Below are 22,770 nucleotides of genomic sequence, written 5' to 3'. Positions count from 1 at the left end.
GCCCACCCAAGTTTCAACTTCACTTTCCAAGTTTACCACATATATCCAATAATTGATAGAATATTTGTTCTGTTTCGTCTTTATACTATCACTTGCCGGTATTTCATATAACGTTGTTGTATTCACGAACCCTCACCACCTTAAGGTCCGTTAGGACCGGCCGCGATGCGGTTAGGTGGTGCAGGGTTTTCTGCCTGATACTACTTCCCTGAATTGCCTCGGGCAGAACAAGGGAGCGGAGCGACCGCAAGTTACCGCCTTCTTCGAGTTATCTATCAAAAATGAGTTTAGGCTCCGCCACTTAGCCTCGCAGGGTTGTCTGCCTGAACCCACATCCCCGAATCGCCTCGGGCAGACCAAAGGGGGCTTGTCCCCCGCCGCGTGAATACGGTGTTATAAGATGTCGGCGTCTTCTTGAAATACTACTTGACCCAATATTCAATTGTTACTTTCGAATATTCATCTTCACTTATTACAAATCCAAACATAAAATCCTTTGAAATAACGATCAAATCATCATGCATTTCAAATAATAATTTCATAATGATTTCTTTGGCTTCATCTAATCTTAGCTCAATCGCGATTGGATGATTGAGATAAAATTGATTACTTCTCCTAAAATAAAAACCAAATACTGCTGGATAAAAGAAAACAATATCTTTATCGAAATTATTAAAATACTCAAAAATGAAATTGAGCTTCATAATAAGCATTTCTTCATTGAATGGGAAACTTATAATCTTAATATCGTTTGTTTTAATTAATTCATAAACTCTTTTATGCATTTCCTCTGATAAGGAAAAGTCAGTAAAGTTTCTATCTGTAATATCTATATTTTTATATTTCAATAGATCACTAACCAACTGATCCTTTGCTTGTTTTCTCTTATTGTCTTTTATTAACTTCTCTAGCCTAATTCGTCTATCTTCTGACATAAATACCGCCTTAAAGAATTAGTCGTATTTTTTAATGGTATTAATATTTTTTCGCCGATTTCTTATAACGTTGTTGTGTTCCCGACGCCTCACCGACTTAAAGCCCGAAGGGCTGTCCGCGATGCGGTTAGTCGGTGCAGGTGTGTCTGCTGAATCAGCTTCTTCGAAATCCCTCATGCAGACCAAGGGGCGTAAGCCCCGCAGCGGGAAAACGTTGTTATATGTTGCCTACGCCTTCCTTGAGACACCTTCAAAATTTCTTTATCTTAAAATTCGATATATTCAAGTGATTCATTAATCTTTAAACAGGTTTCTATTCTGTCTCTAAAATTCATAAATGTAACCATTTTTAAGGCATCTTCAATTGGAAAAAATCCACTTTGTAAACTTTCTTCTGTAGCAATTGGTTCCCCACCAATCTGTTTTGCCAAGAACAATGTATTACAAATAGATTGCTTTACATTCTGATAAATTCCACAGAACCTAATGATTTCAATGTCTACACCAGATTCTTCTTTAGTTTCACGAATTGCAGCTTGGGATAATGATTCACCTTCTTCGACTACACCTCCGGGCATTTCCCAACCTCTATCAGGACCTTTAATAAGTAATATTTCATTTTTATCATTTAAAACAACGGCTGCTGCAGAGACAAAATGTTTTGACCGGCTCATACGAATCTCCTTAAAGATGATTTTTATTCTTTGATTTTAATGGTTATATTGGGTTTGCGTAGGTTGCATATAACGTTGTTGTATTCACGAACCCGAGAGGCTTAAGGCAGCTTGCTGCCGGGTGGCTCCGCCACTTAGCCTCGCAGGAGTTGTCTGCCTGATACGACTTCCTCGAAATACCTCGGGCAGACCAAGGGCCATTAGGTCCGTAGCGTGAATACGGTGTTATCTGAAGGAGCTTCTTCTTCGAATTACCCAAAAAGCTATCATTTCTTCTTTGGCCAATTAACAAACCAGGCATCGGATACGTACTTATTCCATTTAATGTTTGTATATTCTGCTCTTATAAGTATTTCAGAATATTCATTATTAAAGTTTGATGCCATTCCAAATATTTTGTAAAACCTCATTTCATTTTCATTAAGGATGTCAAATTTAAGTATTTCAAAATCATTATTATGAACTAATTCAATATCTATCCTATCTTCCTTCTCCCTTACAAAATACCCAGATTCGTAACTCTGAACATTAATAAATTCTAAAATACATTGGTCAGTGTTCCTAGCGAATTCAAACGGATTTAGCGTATGAGCAGCTAAGACATTCACTGATTCTAGTATAAAAGTAATCATATTGTCTTCTATATTAATAGCTTCGATTATACAATCATGAAAATCAATTTGTTCAAGTTCGTTCTTTGTATTGAATAACATCATCGAATTCACCTTATCAATTTATAGTGTTTCAAGCTCTTTCAGATAACGTTACTGTATCCACGACGTCCCACCGACTTAAGCGACCAACGGGAGCGGCCGCGATGCGGTTAGTCGGTGCGGATGTGTCCGCTGAATCCACTTCCCTGTCGACCGCTTCTCGCGGACGGAGGAGCCGCTAGGCTCCGAAGCGTGGATATGATGTTATGTAAGCGTCTAACAAGAAGGTGTATTCCAAGGCAGTCTAGATTTTGAGACAATTCCTTTAGAGTAAGTCGTTGGAGTTTTTCGACTCTACTCGAAAAACTCTAATGGGAGTGTGTCCAATTGCAAACTCTAGAAATGAGGAATCGCTATCGGCTTCAGCAGTGGACCGAGATTGTTCGTGACTGCCGTTCCAGTGGTCAGACCGTGGTTCGATGGTGTGCCGAGCACGATGTCAGCGTGAAAAGCTACTATTACTGGCTTCGAAAGATCCGTGAAGCTGCTTGTGAATCCCTTCCTGCCTCCTCATCTCCGAATGAACCAACACTGGTTTCAGTCCCTCCATCTTTGCGGGCGAACCCTCCGCGTTCCGAAGCAAGTCATGAACAAGCGGCGATCATCCTTCGTACGGATGCCGTTACGATCGAAATTCATCAGCATGCGTCTACCTTACTTCTCGAACAGACGCTTCGCATCCTGCAGTATGTTCGGTGACATCTCGAAGGCCGATCAACTGTATATTGCTTGTGGTTATACGGATATGCGAAAATCCATTGATGGTCTTATTCTCGTGGTGCAACATCAGCTACAATTAAACCCGTTTCAGAATCATTTGTTTTTGTTCTGCGGTCGCAAGCGCGATCGAATGAAAGCCTTGTACTGGGAAGGTGATGGCTTCGTCCTGTTATACAAGCGACTGGAATCAGGTCAATACCAGTGGCCCATGGATGCGGAAGCCGTACGCTCGATTACGCCACAGGAGTTTCGGTGGTTGCTGGAGGGGCTATCTATCCATCAGCCGAAAGCTGTCAGAAAGCTGGATTTCACTCCTTCCATCTAAGTCAAAAAAGTGCCGAAAACCCTTGTGAAATCTGGGTTTATACCTGCTTCTATGGTATAATGGTAGACATAGAAAACAGTGAAGGAACGGTAGCTCATGAGCCCCTCGGAACAGCTCCAAAAATGGAACATCGCATCGGCGACCTGGAAAAAGAGAATAAGCGGCTACAAGAAACCGTGCAATTTCTAACGCAGAAGCTGTACGGCAAAAGCTCCGAGAAAACAGCTTCCCTCCCAATAGGAGTGGAGCAGCTGTCTTTATTTGATGAGGCAGAGACAGCAGCTTCACGCACTGCACAGGAGCCAAGCATCGAGCAGATCCAAAGCTACCAGCGGAAGAAGCATGTAGGTGAACGAGCGGAGCTGCTCCAGGATCTTCCGCATGAAAAGCAGCTATTTCAGGTACAGGACCGTTGTTGTGACGTATGCCAAAGCGAGCTTGTCTTGGTGGGCGAAGAGTTCGTGCGCACGGAAGTGGAGTTTATCCCTGCCCGCGTGCGAGCGATTGATATCTACAGAGAAACCTTGGAGTGCCGGACCTGTCGGAAAGAGGACATGCCTCAAATGAAAAAGGCAGTGACGCCTACGCCGGTCATCCAGCATTCAATGGCCTCCGCTTCCTCTGTGGCATGGGTCATGTACCAGAAGTTTGTGAACAGCATGCCCCTGTACCGTCAGGAGAAGGAATGGAAGAGCATCGGTCTTGATCTGAGTCGGGCAACTATGGCGAATTGGATGATCGCAGCCTCAAGAGACTGGCTAAAGCCATTGGTGAATCGACTGCATGAGTTGCTTGTAGGGGAGCGATATCTTCATGCGGATGAAACGCCCTTGCAGGTGATGAATGAGAAGGGACGGAAGAACACGACTGACTCTTACATGTGGATCTACAGCAGTGGGCAGCATAGTGAGCATCCCATACGAATCTTTGAGTACCAACCAGGGCGAGGGGCGAAGTACCCGCAAGCGTTCCTGAAAGGATTCAAGGGATATCTACATAGCGACGCCTACTCGGGCTATGCGAATCTAACAGGGACGACATCCTGCCTGTGCTGGGCGCATCTTAGAAGTAAGTTTGTTGAGGCGTTGCCACCAGAGGCGAAGCAGTCGGAAGAGTCGCTTGCTAGTGAAGGAGTAGCTTATTGCAACAAGCTTTTCGAGCTGGAGTCACAGTTTAAGTCACATACTACTGAAGATCGAAAGGAGCAACGTCTGGTGCAGGAAAAACCTGTACTCGATGCTTTTTGGTCATGGGTAGAAACGGCCAAAAGCAAGGTGCTTCCTAAATCCAAGCTAGGCGAAGCGCTGAAGTATGCGCGTAACCATAAGCAAGAGTTGATGAATTACTTACAAGATGGGAACTGTGTGATCTCGAACAATTTAGCAGAAAACAGCATTCGTCCCTTTACGGTCGGCCGAAAAAATTGGTTATTCAGCGGCAGTCCACGGGGGGCAACCGCAAGTGCAGCGATCTACAGCATCGTAGAGACCGCAAAGGCAAATGGATTGAACCCGTACAAATATCTAGTATATTTGTTGCAGCAGCTGCCAGGGAATGCATTTCGTCAACAGCCAGAGCTACTTGATGCGTGCCTTCCATGGAGTACGGAAGTTCAAAGACATTGTACATAAACGCAGAGCCTGTGGTTATTCATGAACCATGGGTTTTTCTTTTGCCATACACCTGGTTATTAGACGCTTACGATGTTATACGCCGTAACCCACATCATTGAAATACCTTCGAATATTGTAATTAATTAAAAAGACGAAGACTCCATAATACGAGCTTCGTCTTTCTTCTCTAATAAAAACTCTTAATGAACGAATGGAAATCCGTTTTTCTTTTACATTCATATAATTTTAAAAAATCCTCATCACTCATTTCGGTCAGTCCATAATTATCTGCGGTACTAGTAGATCCACCAATATAAATTTGCTTGTGAATAAAATTAGGAGGATCTCCTTTTGTATCATTTGATAGATGAATATATCTTAAATGTGGAAATACTAGTTTCGACGCTTTTATAACTTCAATTGCATCTTTAAGTGGCACATTATTACCTAACCAAATGGCTGAGTGCTCTTCCTTAGAATCAAAATAATTAACTCTTCTATTTTCTCGAAGAACAGAATAGTATATTTCACTTTCGTATCCCAATACATCAAGCGCATCGACAAGGACTTGAGATCCTTCTAAATTCGATATTTCTATTGTAAATCTTTGTTTCCTTTTGTTTATTATCTTTTCCATATCCATATTAATGTTTTTCTGTAATTCCTTTTCAATTTCGATTACATTTTCATCTCTGTTTACTTTATGTAATATTGCTTCTTGAATACTTACTATATTTTTTATTGTCTCTTTAATAACCAATAATTCCTCGGTTCTATTGCTTGTGGATTCTACTTGCTCCGTTTCCTTTTCACTTTGAACTACTTGATTCGTATTCGGATCAAATGTGCGTACAAAATTCCCTTCATCATTATAATCTTTTGGTGCATACAAGTTTTTATGATACTTTACAACTAAAATAAAAAACACTCTTAAAACAACCAATGGAAATCCAATAATAAATAAAACCAATAACAAATTTAGAATAACATTTAACTTTGATAATATTATTACCATCCCTGCAATACCATCAACTAACACTAAAAATAGTCCAATAATACCAAGTGGATTATTGATAAAGTTTTTAGCTTGACTTGCTAGTCCCTCTTTATTTTTAGACATAAATTCACATTCCTTTTACATTATTGGTTTAATTATAGATTCTCAAAGCATTTATTGGCAATTAACTTTTATGGGTTATGGCGTATAACGTTGTTGTATTCACGAACCCGAGAGGCTTAAGGCCCGTAAGGGCCGGGTGGCTCCGCCACTTAGCCTCGCAGGGTTGTCTGCTGAATCCACTTCCCGAAATACCTCTGCAGACCAAGGGCCGCAAGGCCCGCAGCGTGAATACGGTGTTATAGGATGTTCCGGCCTTCTGTGAGAATACTACAAAGATGTCTTTAGGGTTTATTCAAGTTCTTATTCAAGTTCTTATTCATGTCCTTATTCATGTTCTTATTCATTACTTTGCATTTTGGGTTTTCACCGACTTATAGATATGGTATCATTTGTATTAGAAAAGCCGAGTGCAGCGAACACTCGGCCATACAATTGGCTTGGATGGTTTAGTCCCTTCTAAGTCCAGGACAATAAAAACCCACCTTTGGCGCTAACCTTGGGGTGGGTTTTTACTTTCTCTTGTTGTTCAAGTTTATGTACGTTAAAAGTGCAAGGATAAACATTCCAAATAGGAACATGATCTGGATCGCATCTTTAACTTCCATGGCCTCACCTCCTTTCGAAGGGAAACCATGCCCACCCAAGATTCAATTGTACTACCTATTTTACCACAAGTATCCATTAATTGATAGAATGTTTGTTCGGTTCTTTCTTATATATGGTTTGCCGGAATTTCCTATAACGTTGGTGTATCCACGAACCCTCACCACCTTAAGGGACGTAGTCCCGGCCGCGATGCGGTTAGGTGGTGCAGGGTTGTCTGCCTGATTTCACTTCTCCGAAATGCCTCTGGCAGACCAAGGGAGCGGAGCGACCACAGCGTGGATACGGTGTTATCTGAAGTACATCTCTTCTATGAATATACCTTCTCAAAAAGACTTGCACTCCAATACTTTCTATTAATTCTTTTTATATAGTTATATCCCGCTTTCCTATAAAAGGTGTTTAAATGTTGATTATCCGCCATGCAATCAAGTCTCGATGCTTTCTTGCCAGTACTTTGAATATACCGCTCTGCCCAAGTCAGTAATTCAATTCCCAAATTCATCCCCTTAAAATTTCTTGCAACTACTAATCTATGAATGTATCCGGAACTATTATTGTTTAGCTCTTCCCAAATAAATTCATCAGACCATTGTATTGAAAAACTACCTACTATCGTTTCGTTAAGCTTGGCTATATATAATTCCGTTTTCTGGTAATGCTCTAAAACCGATTCTTGAGTAAATGAATTTGGTCTCCACTGTAATATTCCTTTTACCTCCAACCACTCAGCCGCTTCCAACCAAAGTCTTAATACATCCGACAAATCATCTTCAGCAGCCCTAAGTATTGTTATCTCTCCAATGTTTGTTATGATCTTATTCAATCTATCGCTCCTTCGAATTATCCTACTATGTTTTATTAGCTTTATTATGTTTAGATGTATTTCAGATAACGTTCTTGCATTCGCGACGTCCCACCGACTTAAGGCCCGACAGGGCCGGCCGCGATGCGGTTAGTCGGTGCGGATGTGTCCCGGCAATTGCTTCTTCGCTCCATGCTTCCGGGACCGAGGGCCGTCAGGCCCGATGCGTGAATGCGGTGTTAGACGGAGTTTCTGACTTCCAGGATTCACACACAAAATAATAACCCAACCAAATTGATTGGGCTTATATCTTTATGCTGATTCTGTAGAAGTTACCACAAAAATTTCATCAGATTGTTTCGCTTCAATGTTTCTCTCATTAAAATATTGATCGATAGTTTCATTTCTATATCGTAATAGTGGAGGTCCTATTCTTCTATCATCTGAAACCGTTTCAAATATTACTTGTCTTGATTCTGGTGACATAGTTATAAAGCTGTCCCATTCTAATCTAATATCAAGAATAAAATTACTACTAAAGCGACTTTCATAGAAGGTCCCATCTTCTTTTATTAGTGCAGCTCTACCATAAGGCCTACTAGTTTCAATATCTTTAATCTCAACTATATTTGCCATATGTAGGAGGTCATCAAAAGAACAGTTACCTTGTACAAAAATAGACTTGTCAGGAATATGCAACCCCAAAAGTAAATCAATTAATTTTCGATATTTAATTACACCACGTGCAATGTCTTTTGTTTGCGAGTTACCAATGGTGGAAAAAATTGCAGTCTTTAGATCCTCGAGTTGATCAGATAAACTAATCATTCTCCTTGTTTCAAAGTCTTTTTCTCTTTGTTCCCTTAGTAAGCGTTGAAATAGTGACGCCCATTGTTTGCGTAGATGATTTTCGATGTCTTCAATTTTTGAAAATGAAATAACACTGTTGCCTTTAATTCTATGCCTTAAAAAATTAATAAATTCAAAAATATACTTTGCTGTGTCAGCCTTTTCAATTGAAGGGAAATTTATCTTTCCTATAAGATCTTTATTCTTTTCATATACAAGATGATCATGTAGAACCTTTTCTTCAATAAAAGCAAATACCGGTACTGATGTTTCAATAGCTTTTAGAACCTCAATTTGTGTAATTGATAGATTTTCAATATTTTCTAGAGATTCAATATTAAAACTTGATTTCATTAATGTTTCAATATCTATTGATGTCAAAGCATCGGGAATTATTTTTCCACCAAACCTTGAACCAACAATCAAAATTATCATGTCAGTATTAGGTACTTCTTGTAAACAACTAGTATGTGTATGGGTACGAGGATCAAATAGAACATCAGAGTATTCACTAAGAACTGGCTCATATCCCAATTCTAGCAAGAATGATCTCAATTGATCTCGTGCCATACCTAAATCGTAACAAGTCGATGAAATAAATACTCTTGGACTAGGCATTTACATATTCCCCCATTATTTTTACTCATCATAACACAAAGCAATTGTTGTGTGAATATTCGCTATTTTTTCAGAAATTTCGTCTAACGTCCTTTTCACGAACTTCGCAGAATCAATAAAATTCGAGGTATTTGTGTATTTTGTGAATATCCAAGGGTTGCGGTGGATTTGTGTACTTCTCTGTGTTACGCACTGATCAAAGATCAATTTGATCAAGTGGGCTCTTAATACGTCTAATATCTTTTACACTTACATGTGTATATCGCTCGGTTGTACGAGTACTTTGATGGCCGAGTAATTCCTGGATATACCGAATATCGGTGCCTCCTTCCAATAAATGAGTGGCAAAGGAATGACGTAACGAGTGTACACTTACCTCTTTCCTTACACCAGACACTGCTAAAGCTTGTTCAAAAACTTTTTGTACAGATCGCTCTGTCAAATGGCGTCCACTCGTCTGTCCAGGGAACAGCCATACTTCCGGTTTTTGTTGTTGCGAGTAACGTTGAACGATTTCAAGGGCAGTATCGGAAAGTAAGGTCAATCGATCTTTTCTTCCTTTTCCTTGTCGGATTAGCAGCGTTTTACGTTCTATGTCAAAATCCTGCAATCGCAAACGTACTACCTCCCCAACTCGTAAGCCTGAAGAATATGTCAAATATAATATAGCTTGATGTTTTATATTTTGGATTGCTTTTAATATGGACGTTACTTCCTTTATTGACAAGACATTTGGGAGTTTATTTTCTTTCTTTGGCCTAACGTACGGTGTAGTGTCTTGTTGTTGCAGAACCTTTTGAAAATAAAATTTTATGGCAGAGATTGCTTGATTGACATAAGCGTGTGAGCAATTTTTATTTAGCAAATATAGTGAATAATTTTGAATCATTTGATCACTCCAAATGACATGCTGCTCTTTCACGTAGTGAAACAAACGTTCGACTTGCCCACAATAGGCCTTTAGTGTTTTTGGGCTATAACCTCTACGAAGTAATTCATTCTTCAATCTTTTTTCATGATCAGAATCCCATTGGGGTACTAGGAAAATGGATTCAGAAGCATTTTCTTTTTGAGAGATATAATAGGATTGAAGTAAATAACATTCTTCAAGTAATTGAGAATCCACATAAAATTTGCTGTTTTTAAAATCGTTCAGTAATTGTTCTATGATTTCTATTGTGTAAGGAACTGACCAAACAGATTCTTCAGGAACCCATTTTCTCCCCGAAATATTCCTAATTTTGGTAACGCCTTCTTTATAACATGACCTATGCAGTTCACCCCAATTGATGGGAAAAGCTTAGAATTCATTATAATTTTTACCTAAGTTCATAAAAACCACTTGACTTTTCAGAAACACCACAATAATCGCGAAGGATACCTTTTTGAACAGGTATATCTTACAGATTATAGGTGATATTCCAATGTCAGCGTTACAAAAGCCGAAGTTTAAAGATTTAAATCACAGCGAATGTGCTGGAGCTCCCATTCTGAAAAGTCTGTGGGAGCGTTTTGACTTCTCTTTGTTACTCGCACAATCTGGCATCATGAAACGTAACGGTACTCCGTCTTGGTTAATTTGCTTCCTCTACGTCGTCGGCCTCGTTGCCAATTGCTCTTCCGTTACCCAGATAGCGCAATTGGCCGACAAAGACGCTTTGCTGAAGCGAATGTTTCAGCCTTGGAAGCTTGCACAGTACACGTTAAGTCGCTTTTTAACGAAAGGCTTTGCTTGGACGACTTTTGGAAAAAAGCGTGTTGAGCGCTTGCAGCAGGATCCTGTAACTGCGCTTACTGATGGAGATGTCGTAAATCTCGATGATACCCACAGCGCGCATCCCTTTGCCAAGCTGCTTCCGTTTCTGTGCTGGCTCTATGACCACTCCGCCAAAGTCTATGTATGGGCAACCAATTTGGTTGTTCTACAAGCTGTTCGGAAGAGCGGATTGGAGTATCCGTTGTTTTTCCGGATTTGGCATAAGCCCGAAACAAAAGGAGAAGGCTTGACTAAAATCGATTTGGCCAAGCAAATGCTACTCATGTTGCGGGAATCTGTTTCATGCCGCTTGTGGGTAGCCATGGATCGGTGGTACCTTTGCAAGCATTTCTTCTCGTTCCTGGAGGAGAATAACTTTGATTGGGTCACCAAAGCCAAACGCAACACGGCTCTGTTTCGTAAAGTCATCGAACCCGGCACTCGTCGGGAACGCTATGTACCGCTGACTCCAGTCATGCTGATCCGGGAGGTCTTTAAGGAGCTGTTAGGTGGGGAGGCATCCGGTCTGACCTCCATTTCGATACCGGATATCTACATGAAGCGCCCTTACGCAACCGTGAATCGGAAAGGGAACCAAGTGACCAAGCAGCGGTATGTTCTTGTAGCTGCTGTTGTTGCGATACGTTTGAAAGAAGATGACCAACCGATAACGGATGCTGATCAAGAGGAAAAAGGAGAAGAGCCTGCTACTTACAAAGGCGCTTATTTGTTAATTAGCAATCGCCACGATGCTCCGAAAGACGTGGTTCAGACCTATGCCAAGCGCTGGCGCATTGAAGTATTCTTTCGCTCGGCCAAACAGGAATTAGCTTTTGAAAAATGCCATTCCGAATACGAGGCGCATCATCATGCCCATTTCGAGTTGTTGTTTGTCGCCGAAACTTTATTAGCGATTGCGCTCTTTGAACTGAACAAAGAAAAAACGAGTGATGATGAAGGCTACACCCACGGCGAAATGGTTCGTGGCCTCTTCCACACTCGTTGTCAGGTCCGCGTGAACAACCGCAAGGGCATTCAGCGAATCACTATTGATTGTGACACACAAGTGCAGCAGTTTGCAAGACTAATTGAGCTTTTTTGGCCAGAGCACTATTTGGTGCTTCTTTGGGTTATACCTAAACCTGGTAATTACCAACTACTACCACGAACTGCATAGGTCATGTTTATAATAACCTAAAAGCCTTACACCTAATGTGTTCTCATCTCGTTTTGATAACGATACTTCCATTTCAACACACCTCTTCATATTATCATTCATTCAAAATATTGGAAATCAAAAAAGGAAGGCATACAAAGTCCTTATAGACTTTGCAACCTTCCGATGCTTTCGGTACTTATACATTTTTTAGAATTCTATGCGGCTTTCCATGTTACTTTGTACTTAACCCCCGACAGTCCCCCACGGCAAACTGTTCCATGGTTAAAGTTAAAGTCTCGCGAAGGTGATGTAATCGACTTGGGCAGGCTCTGCCGATTCGCTACGAAGTATCCGGTTGATCTGTCCCCGGTGATATTGACCATGTAAGAGGACCTGCAACAGGATATCACGTACAGAAGTTCGGAACGGAACCCCGCTCTGGTTCATATAGTCGATGATTTCGTCTAACTCAGATTCCTCGAGGCCTTCGATATAGACGCGATATTCTTCGGCGTTTTCTTCGAACATTGTGCGGATCGCCGTCAGGTCATCTGTTTCCTCCCACAACGTATATTCCGCACTGCCCTTGCCCTGCAGTCGGGACAGCCAGACTCGTTCCGCGACCGCAACGTGTCGAACCAGTTTCAGAAGGTCCTTGTTCTTCGTCTCACAGTCCTCGAGTGATTCTAGGATGCGCTCGTCCGCCCAATACATGTGGTCCATCATGCGCTTGATCGTCTTCATTTTTTTCCTCTCTTCCGCTAATCGATTACTTGGACCTATCGAGAATATCAGTTAATTTATATAATTCGTACTGCGACCGCGATGTAAAGACATTGTACATCAACATATTAGCACATCTTGGAAGCAAAAAGATATGTGCATAGTTTATGGAAACTGCAGCTTGGGACTAGGCCAATACACAGAATGCAAATACGGTTCAAATTGCAAATACTCTCACAAATATTGCTACTCGTGGGTCACAGCATATTCATATCAGCCGCAACTGTTACACTTAGCTTATAGATGGGTTGGGTTACCCGCGACGTCTGTACTTCTGCATAAACGGCTGCACTACTCACAGCAGCCTCCCTTCGAAATCGTATCCGAAAACCAGCTATCTGAATCCAATTCGCTGTCTGATTGAAGGATTACTGTTTATCGAATGTATACTGTAGCATTTACTTTTCCCCTCTTTACTCTTGTCCCTGTCATTTCGGCATTTCTCGCATATCCTATAGTAATCTAGTTCAATAGCGTCAGGAGGAATGTGTATGAAAGTCGTGATCCTGGCTGGAGGCTTGGGCTCAAGAATACGGGAAGAATCTCATGCTGTGCCTAAGCCGATGATTGAAATCGGAGGTAAACCTATCCTGTGGCATATTATGAAACTCTACTCCCATTTTGGGTTCCATGAATTCATCGTTTGTTTGGGCTATAAAGGCTATGTCATCAAAGACTATTTTGCCAATTATGTAAGAAACGCCTCCGATGTCACCTTGGATTTCAACAAGAGGAGTCTGACCATTCATCCGACTGCGACGGAGCCTTGGATCGTTACCTTAGCGGAGACTGGTGAAACCACGATGACCGGCGGACGGATCAAACGAATCCGCAGTTATCTCGGCGACGAGCCGTTTCTGCTCACCTACGGTGACGGTCTGACCAATGTGAATATACAGGACGTCGTCCAGTTCCATGAATCACATGGTAAGCTGGCTACTGTAACAGCTGTACAGCCCACCGGCCGATTCGGCTCTTTAACCATTGCTAGCGATCAACAGGTCCAACGATTTAACGAAAAACCGCGCGGAGACGGTATCTGGGTGAATGGCGGTTTCTTTGTCCTGCAGCCGGAGGTGTTGGAATTGATTAAGGATGATAGCTCTGTCTTTGAAAAAGAGCCGCTCGAACAACTCGCAGCGTCCGGGCAGCTGCATGCATTTCAGCACGGCGGATTTTGGTATGCGATGGATACACTGCACGATAAACACCACCTGCAGAGGTTGTGGGAAGCTGGGAACGCTCCTTGGAAGCTTTGGTAGCAGACCCGGGTTACATTATTCTGTCCGGAGGTGAGTCGGAATGGATCCGCTTGTAAGCATTTTACTTCCAACCTATAATCGTCCCAAGTATGTGGAGCAAGCTTTGAAAAGCGCGCTTCAGCAAACTTACGCCAATGTGGAAATCATTATTTGTGATAACAGTAATAATGACGAGACTGAGAGAATAGTCTCCACTTATCTAGAACAGCCAGGCACAGCCAACTTAAAGTATGTGAAAAATAAATCGAACATCGGCCCGATTGCAAATATGCAGAAGTGTTTCGATCTTGCGTCCGGCGATTTTATCAATTATTTGATGGATGACGACCTGCTGCATCCGGAGAAAATCGCGATCATGGTAAAAGCGATTAATAAGGATAATCGCATTACGCTTGTCACGTCCCGCAGAGCCGTTATTGATATGTCAGGTCAAGCCATACACCTGTCGTCCCAGGCTCATCCATTCTATCTCCCCAATCAAAAAAAGAACGTTGTCGATGGAAATGCGGTTATCCAAAGAATGCTGTATGACCGAAAAAATTATATCGGTGAACCGACAAGTGTATTGTTTCGCAAAGCTGATTTAAAGCAGCCTTTCGGTGTGTTCTACGGCAAGCTGGCGAACAATAATGTGGACGTTGCTACCTGGCTGTCCTTGCTGGAGGGTAAAAAGGCGGTATTCCTGTCCACGCCGCTTAATTCTTTCCGCAAGCATGCCAACCAAATATCGCAAAGCACTCTTTCAAAAATGGCGCTTTGCTGCGATTGGATCGATCACATCCTCACGGCGAGAAAACACGGCTTGCTTACCGATCACACCGCTTACTTGCAAGCTATTACGAAGTTAAGCGGCAAGGTCTGCATGAGGTTCCCCGAATGGAACATGGAAACGAACCGTGCTTACCACTCAGATCTGGTGAAAAGAGCTCAGCTTCTCCTCGATGTATGTCATAAAAAGAAGCTTCTGAAGGAAGAGGCGCAATTAAAGCGGCTTCTTGATCAATTGGATGATCAGCGCAGGAAGAAAAAAAGAAGATGAAAAATCCCTTTTAGTCAACGACCTGTTACAGGTGCGGCTAAAGGGGATTTTAGTTTGAGAAGGATCAGGCGCGATAATCGTGAATGACCGAAAGGACATACTCGACTTGTTCATCCGTCAAATCCGGAAAAAGGGGAAGCGTCACAAGCTCTCTCCAAATGCTCAGAGCCGTTGGCGTTTCGGACACATACGGTCTGAAAAGAGGATGCATCGTCAAAGGCATATAATGCACGCCGGTCGCAACCTCTCTCTCCTTCATGTGTACAATAAAGCGGTCTCTATCACGAACTCGAACGACAAAAGCCCAATACGAGGAATCCTGCAGTACATATGGAACCGCTGACCTTACATCCGTATTTTGCTGAAGACCGGTTAGATATTGCTGTAAAATGGCCTCTCTTCGCCGGTTCATCCGGTCCAGCTTTTCCAATTGTGCTAATCCGATCGAAGCCATCAGATCGTTCATATTATATTTGTAGCCGATATCAGAAATTTCATAATACCAGCTGTTCGCCTCTTGGTTATTAGAAGCGTTTTCCTCATAACGTTCCCACGTATCCTTATTGATGCCAACCCATCTGGAATGACGGAGCGGCTTCAGCAGCTCAGGATCATGTGAGGAAATCATACCCCCGTCCCCGGTCGTCATGCACTTTTTCTCTTCGAAACTGAAGCAGCCCAGATCTCCCCAGGTGCCCAGCGCTTTGCCTTGATATTTGCCTCCGGCTGAATGTGCCGTATCTTCAACGACCTTCAAATTGCGGGATTTCGCCCATTTCATCAGCTGATCCATTGGCACCGGATGTCCGGCAAAATGAACCGGTATAACGGCGACGCAGTCCTTATCGTGCTTCCGCTCCAGATCCTCCAGACTAATGCCCAGTGTATGCTCATCCACATCTACGAACACCGGAATAAGCTGATTATACAGCACCGCTATAGCTGTTGCGGCAAAGGTCATCACTGGAACGAGTACCTTCTTCCCTTTAGGAAACCTGAATGCAGACAGCGCCAGATGCAGCGCAGCCGTGCAGGAGTTTACGCCAACAGAGTCGGCGCAGCCGATGTACTGGCTCCATTTTTGCTCAAATTCACCGACCCGCGCACCGAGACCAAGCCATGCGGCATCGAAGGCCTTTTGAATCGACTGGATTTCCTCCTCGCCGACCGAAGGTTTGAACAGCCTGACTTTCATCGACACTCCCCCTATCCCTGTTTCATAAATTTTTCAAGAAAAGCTTCTCTTGTAATGACCATCGTCACGAGCTCCCTTTCACCAGACTCGTCAGGCCCCCTGCTGTCCAGCGAAGCTGTTCGCCTTCTATCCTTTTCACAAGTGGGGTCCTTTTCACTTCCTGAGCTCCCAGCTCAAGATAAATGCGGATCGCGCGTGCATTATCCCCTAAGACGTTCAAATACCCTCTCTGAATGTGCAGCTCCCGGATGCTCCAAGCACCTATGGCAATCAACGCATGAATAATGATGTTGCCATAACGACCTTTTCGGCCTCGCAGCAAGTTATCAAATTCACACTCTTTTTGTTGCTCATCATAATGAATAAGCCCGATTTGTCCAATGGGCGTATATTCTTCATCTTCTACGAAAAATAGAATGCGATCCTCAGCCTCGATTACTTGACGTTGTAACCAACGCTTTGTCCCGGCTTGTGAGAACGGAAACTGTGTGGTAAACCAATTACTCGAAGCCGATCGCCATTCTGTGAGCATTTGAATCTCAGATTCATTGTCTATAGTCTCCAGGGTGATGGGACGCAAGCGACCTTTTCTTTCTCCGCTCACGATGATCGGGATACAGAAGTGTTCAATTTCTTCCTTGGTTGCATGTTTATAGCTGCGGAGAACTTCTTTCATCGGGCATTCTCCTTTATGATTATTTTTCTTTCATGTACCCTTGCTTTTTGGCAAAGCGCACAAAAGTCTCTTTGTCCATCTTCGCGATTTTTTTGGCCTCCTTATGTTGAGACAACTGCTTGGAATGATATCGTAAATAGCTAAGCGGCTGAATCATATAGACGCCTTTCCCTTCCGACAGCAGATTCAGCCAAGACGCCATGTCAACGGCAAAATAGACCTGCTTGCCCATTAGCATGCCAAAGGGTTCCTTGAGCGCCTTTCTCCGGAACAAGACGGTGGTCGGTTCTCCGAGATAGTTCGTTTTATCACGAAGCAGCTTCTTGCTCAGTACCCTGCCGTCCACAATCGTATCTTTATCGTACAATCGCTTAAATGTCCAAAGTGAAGGAACGTACAGCTGATTGCCGGCTTCATCAATAACCCTTCGCTGTGAAGTCACGAGCGTAACATCTTTATACTTGAGCATGTAGTCCATCATTTTCTCGATTTTTTCCGGGTGAAACAAGTCGTCATCCATCAAATAGTTGATGAACTCTCCCTTAGCTAGCTCCAGACATTGCTGTTGATTAGCAATCGGGCCGATATTTTTACTATTTTTGATATACCTGATTGTGGATCCGTTCGGTTTGGATTGATATTTTTCAACAATTTTTTGCGTCAAGTCATTGTCGCTGTTATCGCAAATGACGATCTCAATATGGCTATATGTCTGTTTGAGTGCGCTTTTCAGAGCTTGTTTGAAATAATCAGGACGATTGTAAGTGGGAATCAGAATGCTCACGAGCGGTTTCATGTGGATCTCCCCCTGTTTTGGTAATCTTCATGCTGGTTAAGAAATACTTCTAAGGAAGGAAGTCGCTGATCCTTGTTGGATATAACCGGCTTTAAAATGGGCCAATTTATACGCAGCGTCTCATCCTTCCAATAAACCCCTCCTTCATGCGCCGGCGAATACACGTGATCTACCTTATAGACAACTTCTGTGTCGTCAACGAGTGTACAAAATCCGTGCGCGAAGCCCTTCGGTATATACACCATTCGCTGATTGTCCTCGGTTAACAGCACGGCGTCCCACATGCAAAAAGTAGGCGAGTCTTTTCTGAGATCGACAAATACATCGTATATCGCCCCTTTGCTCACCCGAATTAACTTGGTCTCGGCATGAACACCAAACTGCATATGCAAGCCGCGAATGGTTCCCTTTTTTCTGGAAAATGAACGATTTTCTTGTACCCAGTTGCAATGGAGTCCAAACTCCTGAAACGTCTGTTCATCATAGAGTCGTTGGAAATATCCTCGAAGGTCCGGGTTGGAGGATAAAGTAATTTCATAAACGCCCGGGAGACTTCCCGGTATCATGATCATGCTCCTACTCCCCTTCCATATAATGATGAATCTGATGCCGACAAAGTTCTCTTACATCTTTTTGCAGTTGCAAGGACTGATACCAGTGCACCGTCTCAGCGAGGGCTTTGTCCAATTCCCAGCGGGGCTTCCAGCCTAGGAGCTGCATGGCTTTGCTGCTATCTAGCTGCAAATAGCGGGATTCCACATGTTGTTGGGTTTGCTCGACTGTGTATGCCGAAGGATTCCCCCACAAGTTGCACAGCTTGCCGACAAGCTGCTCCACGGTTGCGGTCTGACCCAGGTCAGGACCAAAATTCCAAGCCTGGGCATAGGAAAATCCGTCTTCTACCAATCTTTGTGCAACAAGCAAGTAGCCATAGAGAGGTTCCAGAACATGCTGCCACGGACGAATTGCCTGCGGATATCTAATTTTGATAGATTCTCCTCGACTCAGCTGCCGGATGCTGTCCGGGATCAATCGATCCTTCGCCCAATCTCCTCCGCCTATCGCATTGCCGGCTCTCACCGATGCAACGGGTATTTGCAGAAGCTTCGGTGAATGAGGCCCGAAAAATGCTTTTTCATAGCAGGCTGCTATCAACTCTGCACATGCCTTGCTGCTAGAATAGGGATCGGTCCCTCCCAAGCGGTCGGTTTCCCGGTACCCTCTGCTCCATTCCTGATTCTCATAGCACTTATCGGTTGTCACCACAACGACGGCTTTCGGGGGGATTCCACCGAGCGCCGCTTGCCTGACCGTCTCCAGCAAGTGCACAGTTCCCATCGCATTGATTTCATAAGTCTGAGCCGGGTTGTCGTAGGAATCTCTTACTAGAGGCTGAGCTGCCAGATGAAAGACAATATCCGGAGCCGCTTTCCTATAAGCCATGCTTAACGAAGCCGAATCGCGAATGTCCCCGATATGAGACGTTACCAGGTCACCCATGCGCATTAAATCGTAAAGGTTCGGATTTGTCGGAGGCCGCAGGGCATATCCCGTCACTTCAGCTCCCATTGATTGCAGCCAAAAACTCAGCCAGCTGCCCTTGAATCCGGTATGACCCGTGATGAAAACCTTCTTCCCCTCCCAGAAGTCAGGATCGACCCGTTGCAGGTTCCGCATGATCTTCTCACCTCTTCTCTTCAAACTCGCAGACTTGCCATATCATATGTTGCTTTGCGAGATATCGAAAGAGACAATAATCTAGCATACAAAAAAAGAATTTGTTTAATCGTCCAATCCATTCTATCGATCCCTACATATCGTAGATACTAGAAAGGAGGAATACGATATGAGCAAATTAGCAGACAGCCTGAAAAAAGTATTAGGTCAAATGGATATTCCCGCAGGAGTGAATAAAAAAACGGTGAGTAGCGTGTTGAAAAAAATCGGTGAGGTGCAAGCCGCCGTCGATTCATTCAATAGCAGCTCCATCGATGTCGCGCAATTCCGTCAATTCCAAGCTGAATTGGCTAAATGGAGATTGACCGATAGCAACACTTCGCAGATTATGGCGGGCGTACGTCAGGTTAACAAATTGACTGGAAGTAAACTTGTAAAAGAAGCAGATGTCTCCAAGCTATTAAGAAAAATCAGCACTACGCAGGACCAGCTTCTAGCTGCAGAACCCACATCCGAAGTGATTGCTGCGCAAGTTGCGAAACTTCGCGAATTGCTAAGTGGAGCGGAGTCCATGATTTCAGCACGTTTGGACGCTTTAAACTTGAATGAAAGAGCCATGATAGGCCTTCTTCAGAAACTCAAATAAGCTTAATAGGAAAAGGGTGTCCCTGGCCAAGTTCATGGCCTGAGGGACACCCTTTTTTTAGTATTTTCCGAATAGGTATGTTTAGATTATTTCGCAGGGTCGTCTTTTAGCCTCAGCAGTTCAAACCACGAACGCTCAATACTGAGCACACCCTCCTGAACGGTTTCTTTGCCTAGCAGCATGGCATGAACATGAGGAGTGAAGTCCCGGTACAGCTTGGAGTTTTCCGGAATTTTGGGCAGCGATTTAGCCGATTCCAGCTGCTGCTTGAAGCCTTGAAAGATGAAATCGGAGGCTAACGATGGATCCTCGTATGCTGCTTTTTGTGTCGGCAGCGTCTTGAATATCCGGCTTTGCTTGACTTGCGTTTCCGCGCTTGTTAAGTATCGAATTAATTCGTAGCTCTCCTTTGGATGCCTGCTGTACTTGTTAATGACGAAGCTATGCCCTCCAATCGGTGAGCCTTGACCTAAGGGGCCTTTGGGGATGGGAGCAATTCCTAGGTTCGCCGAATCTGTGAAAGATTTACCCTGCAGGACGTCATGAATCGCCCAAGGGCCGTTCATCATCATGGCAACCTTTCCGTCCTGGAAATCTTTCATCATTTTATTATACCAATCCACAAAATCCGGATATGGCTGCGTAACGCCGTCCTGCCTCAATTGCCTCATGAAAGCGAAGGCTTGCTGAGATTGTGCTGTTGCGATTTCGATCTTCCTGTCGTCTGTGACCATTCCCCCGCCAAATGCCCACAAATACGGGAGGGCAAAATATGAATCCTCGGTGACAAAAATCCCGTATTGGCTGCCCACGGTTAATGCTTTCGCCATAACGGACAGTTCGTCCATCGTTTCCGGCGGATGAGTGAACCCCGCTTGTTTTAACAGCTCTTTATTATAAAGTAAGGCCGGCACTTCCGTCACAGAAGGAAAGCCGAGTACGTGCCCTTGATAGCTTGCAGCATTCAAGGCTGAAGGCACAAAGCAGGACAGCTCCTCCTGAGAAGCAATCGAATCCAGCTGGTACAAGATGCCCAGAGCTGCGTACTCCGGAATCCAGGAATTATCCGCGCGAAAGACGTCAATTCCCTGGTCGCCGAGAATCGATGTCTTGAACTCATGCGTTGCGAACGGAAAAGGACGCTGCGACAAGGTGACTTGAATTTCCGGATGCTCGACTTGAAATGCATGGATTTGTTCTTGGAAAAATGCGGTTTCCTCCTTCGAAGTAGTCGTCCACATCGTAAGCTTGACTTTGGAGATTTCGGAGCCTCCGTTTGTACATGCTGATAACAGCAGCAGCATCGATATAAGCAAAGCACCAATAAGCTTCTTCATGTTATTGTTCACCTTCTATCTCTCGCGGACACGGAATATCTACCGGATCTGATTGATACAGATAGTACTGGTTTCTACCCGTTTCTTTCGCTTGGTACAACGCTTTATCTGCCTGTGCCAGCAACGTCGCCGGAAGGATTTGAGGAGCAGGCTTCATCGTAGAAATCCCGATACTTAAAGTCACGAATTCACTGATTTCCGAATTTTTATGGGGAATGCGCGTATCCATCAGCGCCTGCTGAATTCTCTTCGCTACCTGCACGGCTTGCTCTTCCGTTTGCTCTGGTAAAATAACGGCAAACTCCTCTCCGCCGTACCTGGCTACTACCTCATACGGACCCATGACCTGCTTACTAAGAACGGCCGCAACTTGGATTAAACACTTGTCCCCTGTTTGATGTCCATATAGATCATTGTATTTTTTGAAGTAGTCGATATCCATCAAGATGAGCGACAGCGGCTTATCCGTAAGCGTAAGCCGGCTCCACTCGCGCTCCAGCGCTTCGTCATAGCTTCTGCGGTTGGCAATTCCCGTTAGACCGTCTCGCATAGACAACTGCTGAAGCGTCTGATTGGAATTCATCAAATTTCGAAGCGAGTGGGTCATCGTATTAAACGCGTCGGCCAAATCTGAGAGCTCATCCTTACCTTTAAAATGCAGCGCATCCACCTGCCAGTCGCCTCTCGCTACAGTCTGTGTAGAGGTTCGCAGCTGATCGATGCGACGGATCAAATAATTGGACAGGATAAGCGCAATCATTAGGGAGGCCACGACAGCAGTCGCCGCCATGAACAGATTAACCGTTCCGATCAGATGGCTGCTCCGTTCGATCTCGTTCTGGTAAGCTTCAATACGGGACTGCTCATTCTCATAAAAACCATGCAGGGAAAAAGCAATCGGATCGAAGCTGTCCTTTGTAAAACTTTCCTGTGCAACCGTCACAAGTCCTGTTTTCTTTAAAGCAATGATCTTTTGGCTGGATTGCACATAAGCGCTCCATTTGACCTTAAATTCATCCAACTGCCCCAAACTTACCGGATCCGTAGTCAATGCGGACAGCCGTAAAATTTCCTCATCAACGAACTGCGCGGCAGCATCGAAGTCCGACTTGAACGTATCTTCGACATATAACGGGGCAAGCAAGTAATGGGCTCCGTTATCGTTTGCTGTGCGCGCGAACAAATTCAACCGCTGAATTACCTCCATACGGCTGCTGGATATCAAAATATCGTTTGACAATCGAACGATGCGCTGTGACAACAAGGTCGTTACCGCGGAGGTTGCAATAAACATCATAATAATGATGAGAAAGCTGATATATAATCGTTTTCGAAGTGTAAAAATCAAAGTACTCTCTCCCCAATCATTCGTTGAATCGTGATGCCGGGTCTGATAACCTGACTGACAGGAAAGCTTTCAACCTATTCATGCCAAATACCTGCAAAAAAAATGATTCGCGTACTTTAGA

Annotated in this window: 22 protein-coding genes and 1 pseudogene; 7 read left to right on the top strand and 16 right to left on the bottom strand. The window is 43.7% G+C overall.

What is annotated here, in order from left to right; all coding sequences use genetic code 11:
* Positions 1–422 precede the first annotated feature (422 nt).
* From L0M14_RS10655 to L0M14_RS10645, 3 genes are all read right to left on the bottom strand, one after another.
* The gene (locus L0M14_RS10655) at positions 423–935 is read right to left on the bottom strand and encodes a hypothetical protein (protein ID WP_235122077.1); all 513 of its coding nucleotides are present in this window, start codon (positions 933–935) and stop codon (positions 423–425) included.
* 266 nt (positions 936–1,201) lie between these two features.
* A complete protein-coding gene (locus L0M14_RS10650; protein ID WP_235122076.1) occupies positions 1,202–1,609 on the bottom strand; it encodes an NUDIX hydrolase in 408 nt (135 codons plus the stop codon).
* A 266-nt stretch (positions 1,610–1,875) separates the two neighbouring features.
* The gene (locus L0M14_RS10645) at positions 1,876–2,325 is read right to left on the bottom strand and encodes a hypothetical protein (protein ID WP_235122075.1); all 450 of its coding nucleotides are present in this window, start codon (positions 2,323–2,325) and stop codon (positions 1,876–1,878) included.
* Between the two features lie 324 nt (positions 2,326–2,649).
* Here L0M14_RS10645 and tnpA point away from each other — a divergent pair, with 324 nt between their 5' ends.
* The 3 genes and pseudogenes from tnpA (at position 2,650) to tnpC (ending at position 4,998) form a co-directional block, all read left to right on the top strand.
* Positions 2,650–3,021, top strand: coding sequence for an IS66 family insertion sequence element accessory protein TnpA (gene tnpA / locus L0M14_RS10640; RefSeq protein ID WP_235118522.1), 372 nt, complete (start codon positions 2,650–2,652; stop codon positions 3,019–3,021).
* 46 nt (positions 3,022–3,067) lie between these two features.
* Complete coding sequence (gene tnpB / locus L0M14_RS10635) at positions 3,068–3,367, top strand: IS66 family insertion sequence element accessory protein TnpB (RefSeq protein WP_235118521.1); 300 nt, start codon at positions 3,068–3,070, stop codon at positions 3,365–3,367.
* A gap of 96 nt (positions 3,368–3,463) precedes the next feature.
* Positions 3,464–4,998: pseudogene (tnpC, locus tag L0M14_RS10630) on the top strand (IS66 family transposase).
* A gap of 169 nt (positions 4,999–5,167) precedes the next feature.
* Here the strand turns inward: tnpC and L0M14_RS10625 are convergent.
* The 5 genes from L0M14_RS10625 to L0M14_RS10605 form a co-directional block, all read right to left on the bottom strand.
* Positions 5,168–6,100 (bottom strand): hypothetical protein, encoded by a 933-nt coding sequence (locus L0M14_RS10625; RefSeq protein ID WP_235122074.1) that lies wholly within the window; start codon positions 6,098–6,100, stop codon positions 5,168–5,170.
* 509 nt (positions 6,101–6,609) lie between these two features.
* The gene (gene comI / locus L0M14_RS31490; protein ID WP_311198868.1) at positions 6,610–6,705 is read right to left on the bottom strand and encodes a competence inhibitor ComI; all 96 of its coding nucleotides are present in this window, start codon (positions 6,703–6,705) and stop codon (positions 6,610–6,612) included.
* A gap of 308 nt (positions 6,706–7,013) precedes the next feature.
* Positions 7,014–7,529, bottom strand: a complete 516-nt coding sequence (locus L0M14_RS10615) for a GNAT family N-acetyltransferase (protein ID WP_235122073.1) — start codon at positions 7,527–7,529, stop codon at positions 7,014–7,016.
* Between the two features lie 291 nt (positions 7,530–7,820).
* A complete protein-coding gene (locus L0M14_RS10610) occupies positions 7,821–8,975 on the bottom strand; it encodes a DUF4062 domain-containing protein (protein WP_235122072.1) in 1,155 nt (384 codons plus the stop codon).
* A 196-nt stretch (positions 8,976–9,171) separates the two neighbouring features.
* The gene (locus L0M14_RS10605; protein WP_235122071.1) at positions 9,172–10,101 is read right to left on the bottom strand and encodes a tyrosine-type recombinase/integrase; all 930 of its coding nucleotides are present in this window, start codon (positions 10,099–10,101) and stop codon (positions 9,172–9,174) included.
* Positions 10,102–10,399: 298 nt separating this feature from the next.
* Between L0M14_RS10605 and L0M14_RS10600 the strand changes: the two genes are divergently transcribed.
* The gene (locus L0M14_RS10600; RefSeq protein WP_235117998.1) at positions 10,400–11,908 is read left to right on the top strand and encodes a transposase; all 1,509 of its coding nucleotides are present in this window, start codon (positions 10,400–10,402) and stop codon (positions 11,906–11,908) included.
* A 270-nt stretch (positions 11,909–12,178) separates the two neighbouring features.
* Here the strand turns inward: L0M14_RS10600 and L0M14_RS10595 are convergent, their stop codons facing one another.
* Complete coding sequence (locus tag L0M14_RS10595) at positions 12,179–12,634, bottom strand: DinB family protein (protein WP_235122070.1); 456 nt, start codon at positions 12,632–12,634, stop codon at positions 12,179–12,181.
* A 530-nt stretch (positions 12,635–13,164) separates the two neighbouring features.
* On the opposite strand from L0M14_RS10595, the gene rfbF reads away from it, so the two are divergent.
* Entirely contained in the window at positions 13,165–13,935 is a 771-nt protein-coding gene (gene rfbF / locus L0M14_RS10590; protein WP_235122069.1) for a glucose-1-phosphate cytidylyltransferase, read from the top strand.
* Between the two features lie 40 nt (positions 13,936–13,975).
* On the top strand, positions 13,976–14,974 hold the full coding sequence (locus L0M14_RS10585) for a glycosyltransferase family 2 protein (RefSeq protein WP_235122068.1): 999 nt from the start codon (positions 13,976–13,978) through the stop codon (positions 14,972–14,974).
* Positions 14,975–15,038: 64 nt separating this feature from the next.
* On the opposite strand, the gene L0M14_RS10580 is transcribed toward L0M14_RS10585, so the two are convergent.
* From L0M14_RS10580 to rfbG, 5 genes are all read right to left on the bottom strand, one after another.
* Positions 15,039–16,169, bottom strand: a complete 1,131-nt coding sequence (locus tag L0M14_RS10580) for a DegT/DnrJ/EryC1/StrS family aminotransferase (RefSeq protein WP_235122067.1) — start codon at positions 16,167–16,169, stop codon at positions 15,039–15,041.
* 64 nt (positions 16,170–16,233) lie between these two features.
* Positions 16,234–16,845, bottom strand: a complete 612-nt coding sequence (locus tag L0M14_RS10575; protein WP_235122066.1) for a GNAT family N-acetyltransferase — start codon at positions 16,843–16,845, stop codon at positions 16,234–16,236.
* A 19-nt stretch (positions 16,846–16,864) separates the two neighbouring features.
* On the bottom strand, positions 16,865–17,641 hold the full coding sequence (locus L0M14_RS10570) for a glycosyltransferase family 2 protein (RefSeq protein ID WP_235122065.1): 777 nt from the start codon (positions 17,639–17,641) through the stop codon (positions 16,865–16,867).
* Positions 17,638–18,213, bottom strand: a complete 576-nt coding sequence (gene rfbC, locus L0M14_RS10565) for a dTDP-4-dehydrorhamnose 3,5-epimerase (protein WP_235122064.1) — start codon at positions 18,211–18,213, stop codon at positions 17,638–17,640. Before rfbC ends, L0M14_RS10570 begins: the two co-directional genes overlap by 4 nt.
* A gap of 4 nt (positions 18,214–18,217) precedes the next feature.
* A complete protein-coding gene (gene rfbG, locus L0M14_RS10560) occupies positions 18,218–19,318 on the bottom strand; it encodes a CDP-glucose 4,6-dehydratase (RefSeq protein WP_235122063.1) in 1,101 nt (366 codons plus the stop codon).
* A 169-nt stretch (positions 19,319–19,487) separates the two neighbouring features.
* Here rfbG and L0M14_RS10555 point away from each other — a divergent pair, with 169 nt between their 5' ends.
* Positions 19,488–19,964, top strand: coding sequence for a hypothetical protein (locus tag L0M14_RS10555; protein ID WP_235122062.1), 477 nt, complete (start codon positions 19,488–19,490; stop codon positions 19,962–19,964).
* Between the two features lie 86 nt (positions 19,965–20,050).
* Here the strand turns inward: L0M14_RS10555 and L0M14_RS10550 are convergent, their stop codons facing one another.
* Together L0M14_RS10550 and L0M14_RS10545 are read right to left on the bottom strand one after the other, a co-directional pair.
* Entirely contained in the window at positions 20,051–21,301 is a 1,251-nt protein-coding gene (locus tag L0M14_RS10550; protein ID WP_235122061.1) for an extracellular solute-binding protein, read from the bottom strand.
* Between the two features lies 1 nt (position 21,302).
* Positions 21,303–22,649 (bottom strand): diguanylate cyclase domain-containing protein, encoded by a 1,347-nt coding sequence (locus L0M14_RS10545; protein WP_235122060.1) that lies wholly within the window; start codon positions 22,647–22,649, stop codon positions 21,303–21,305.
* Between the last annotated feature and the right edge of the window lie 121 nt (positions 22,650–22,770).

Origin of the sequence: Paenibacillus hexagrammi (genome assembly GCF_021513275.1) — a bacterium.
GTDB classification, from domain to species: Bacteria; Bacillota; Bacilli; order Paenibacillales; family NBRC-103111; genus Paenibacillus_E; species Paenibacillus_E hexagrammi.
Note: the sequence above shows the minus strand (reverse complement) of the source record. Positions and strands in the feature narration are given on the sequence as shown.

Excerpts from the sequence above, each read along its gene's own strand:
- L0M14_RS10655 (WP_235122077.1), bottom strand. The coding sequence starts at position 935 with ATGTCAGAAGATAGACGAATTAGGCTAGAGAAGTTAATAAAAGACAAT.
- L0M14_RS10650 (WP_235122076.1), bottom strand. The coding sequence starts at position 1,609 with ATGAGCCGGTCAAAACATTTTGTCTCTGCAGCAGCCGTTGTTTTAAAT.
- L0M14_RS10645 (WP_235122075.1), bottom strand. The coding sequence starts at position 2,325 with ATGATGTTATTCAATACAAAGAACGAACTTGAACAAATTGATTTTCAT.
- tnpB (WP_235118521.1), top strand. The coding sequence starts at position 3,068 with ATGCGAAAATCCATTGATGGTCTTATTCTCGTGGTGCAACATCAGCTA.
- L0M14_RS10625 (WP_235122074.1), bottom strand. The coding sequence starts at position 6,100 with ATGTCTAAAAATAAAGAGGGACTAGCAAGTCAAGCTAAAAACTTTATC.
- comI (WP_311198868.1), bottom strand. The coding sequence starts at position 6,705 with ATGGAAGTTAAAGATGCGATCCAGATCATGTTCCTATTTGGAATGTTT.
- L0M14_RS10610 (WP_235122072.1), bottom strand. The coding sequence starts at position 8,975 with ATGCCTAGTCCAAGAGTATTTATTTCATCGACTTGTTACGATTTAGGT.
- L0M14_RS10600 (WP_235117998.1), top strand. The coding sequence starts at position 10,400 with ATGTCAGCGTTACAAAAGCCGAAGTTTAAAGATTTAAATCACAGCGAA.
- L0M14_RS10595 (WP_235122070.1), bottom strand. The coding sequence starts at position 12,634 with ATGAAGACGATCAAGCGCATGATGGACCACATGTATTGGGCGGACGAG.
- rfbF (WP_235122069.1), top strand. The coding sequence starts at position 13,165 with ATGAAAGTCGTGATCCTGGCTGGAGGCTTGGGCTCAAGAATACGGGAA.
- L0M14_RS10585 (WP_235122068.1), top strand. The coding sequence starts at position 13,976 with ATGGATCCGCTTGTAAGCATTTTACTTCCAACCTATAATCGTCCCAAG.
- L0M14_RS10580 (WP_235122067.1), bottom strand. The coding sequence starts at position 16,169 with ATGAAAGTCAGGCTGTTCAAACCTTCGGTCGGCGAGGAGGAAATCCAG.
- L0M14_RS10575 (WP_235122066.1), bottom strand. The coding sequence starts at position 16,845 with ATGAAAGAAGTTCTCCGCAGCTATAAACATGCAACCAAGGAAGAAATT.
- L0M14_RS10570 (WP_235122065.1), bottom strand. The coding sequence starts at position 17,641 with ATGAAACCGCTCGTGAGCATTCTGATTCCCACTTACAATCGTCCTGAT.
- rfbC (WP_235122064.1), bottom strand. The coding sequence starts at position 18,213 with ATGATCATGATACCGGGAAGTCTCCCGGGCGTTTATGAAATTACTTTA.
- rfbG (WP_235122063.1), bottom strand. The coding sequence starts at position 19,318 with ATGCGGAACCTGCAACGGGTCGATCCTGACTTCTGGGAGGGGAAGAAG.
- L0M14_RS10555 (WP_235122062.1), top strand. The coding sequence starts at position 19,488 with ATGAGCAAATTAGCAGACAGCCTGAAAAAAGTATTAGGTCAAATGGAT.
- L0M14_RS10550 (WP_235122061.1), bottom strand. The coding sequence starts at position 21,301 with ATGAAGAAGCTTATTGGTGCTTTGCTTATATCGATGCTGCTGCTGTTA.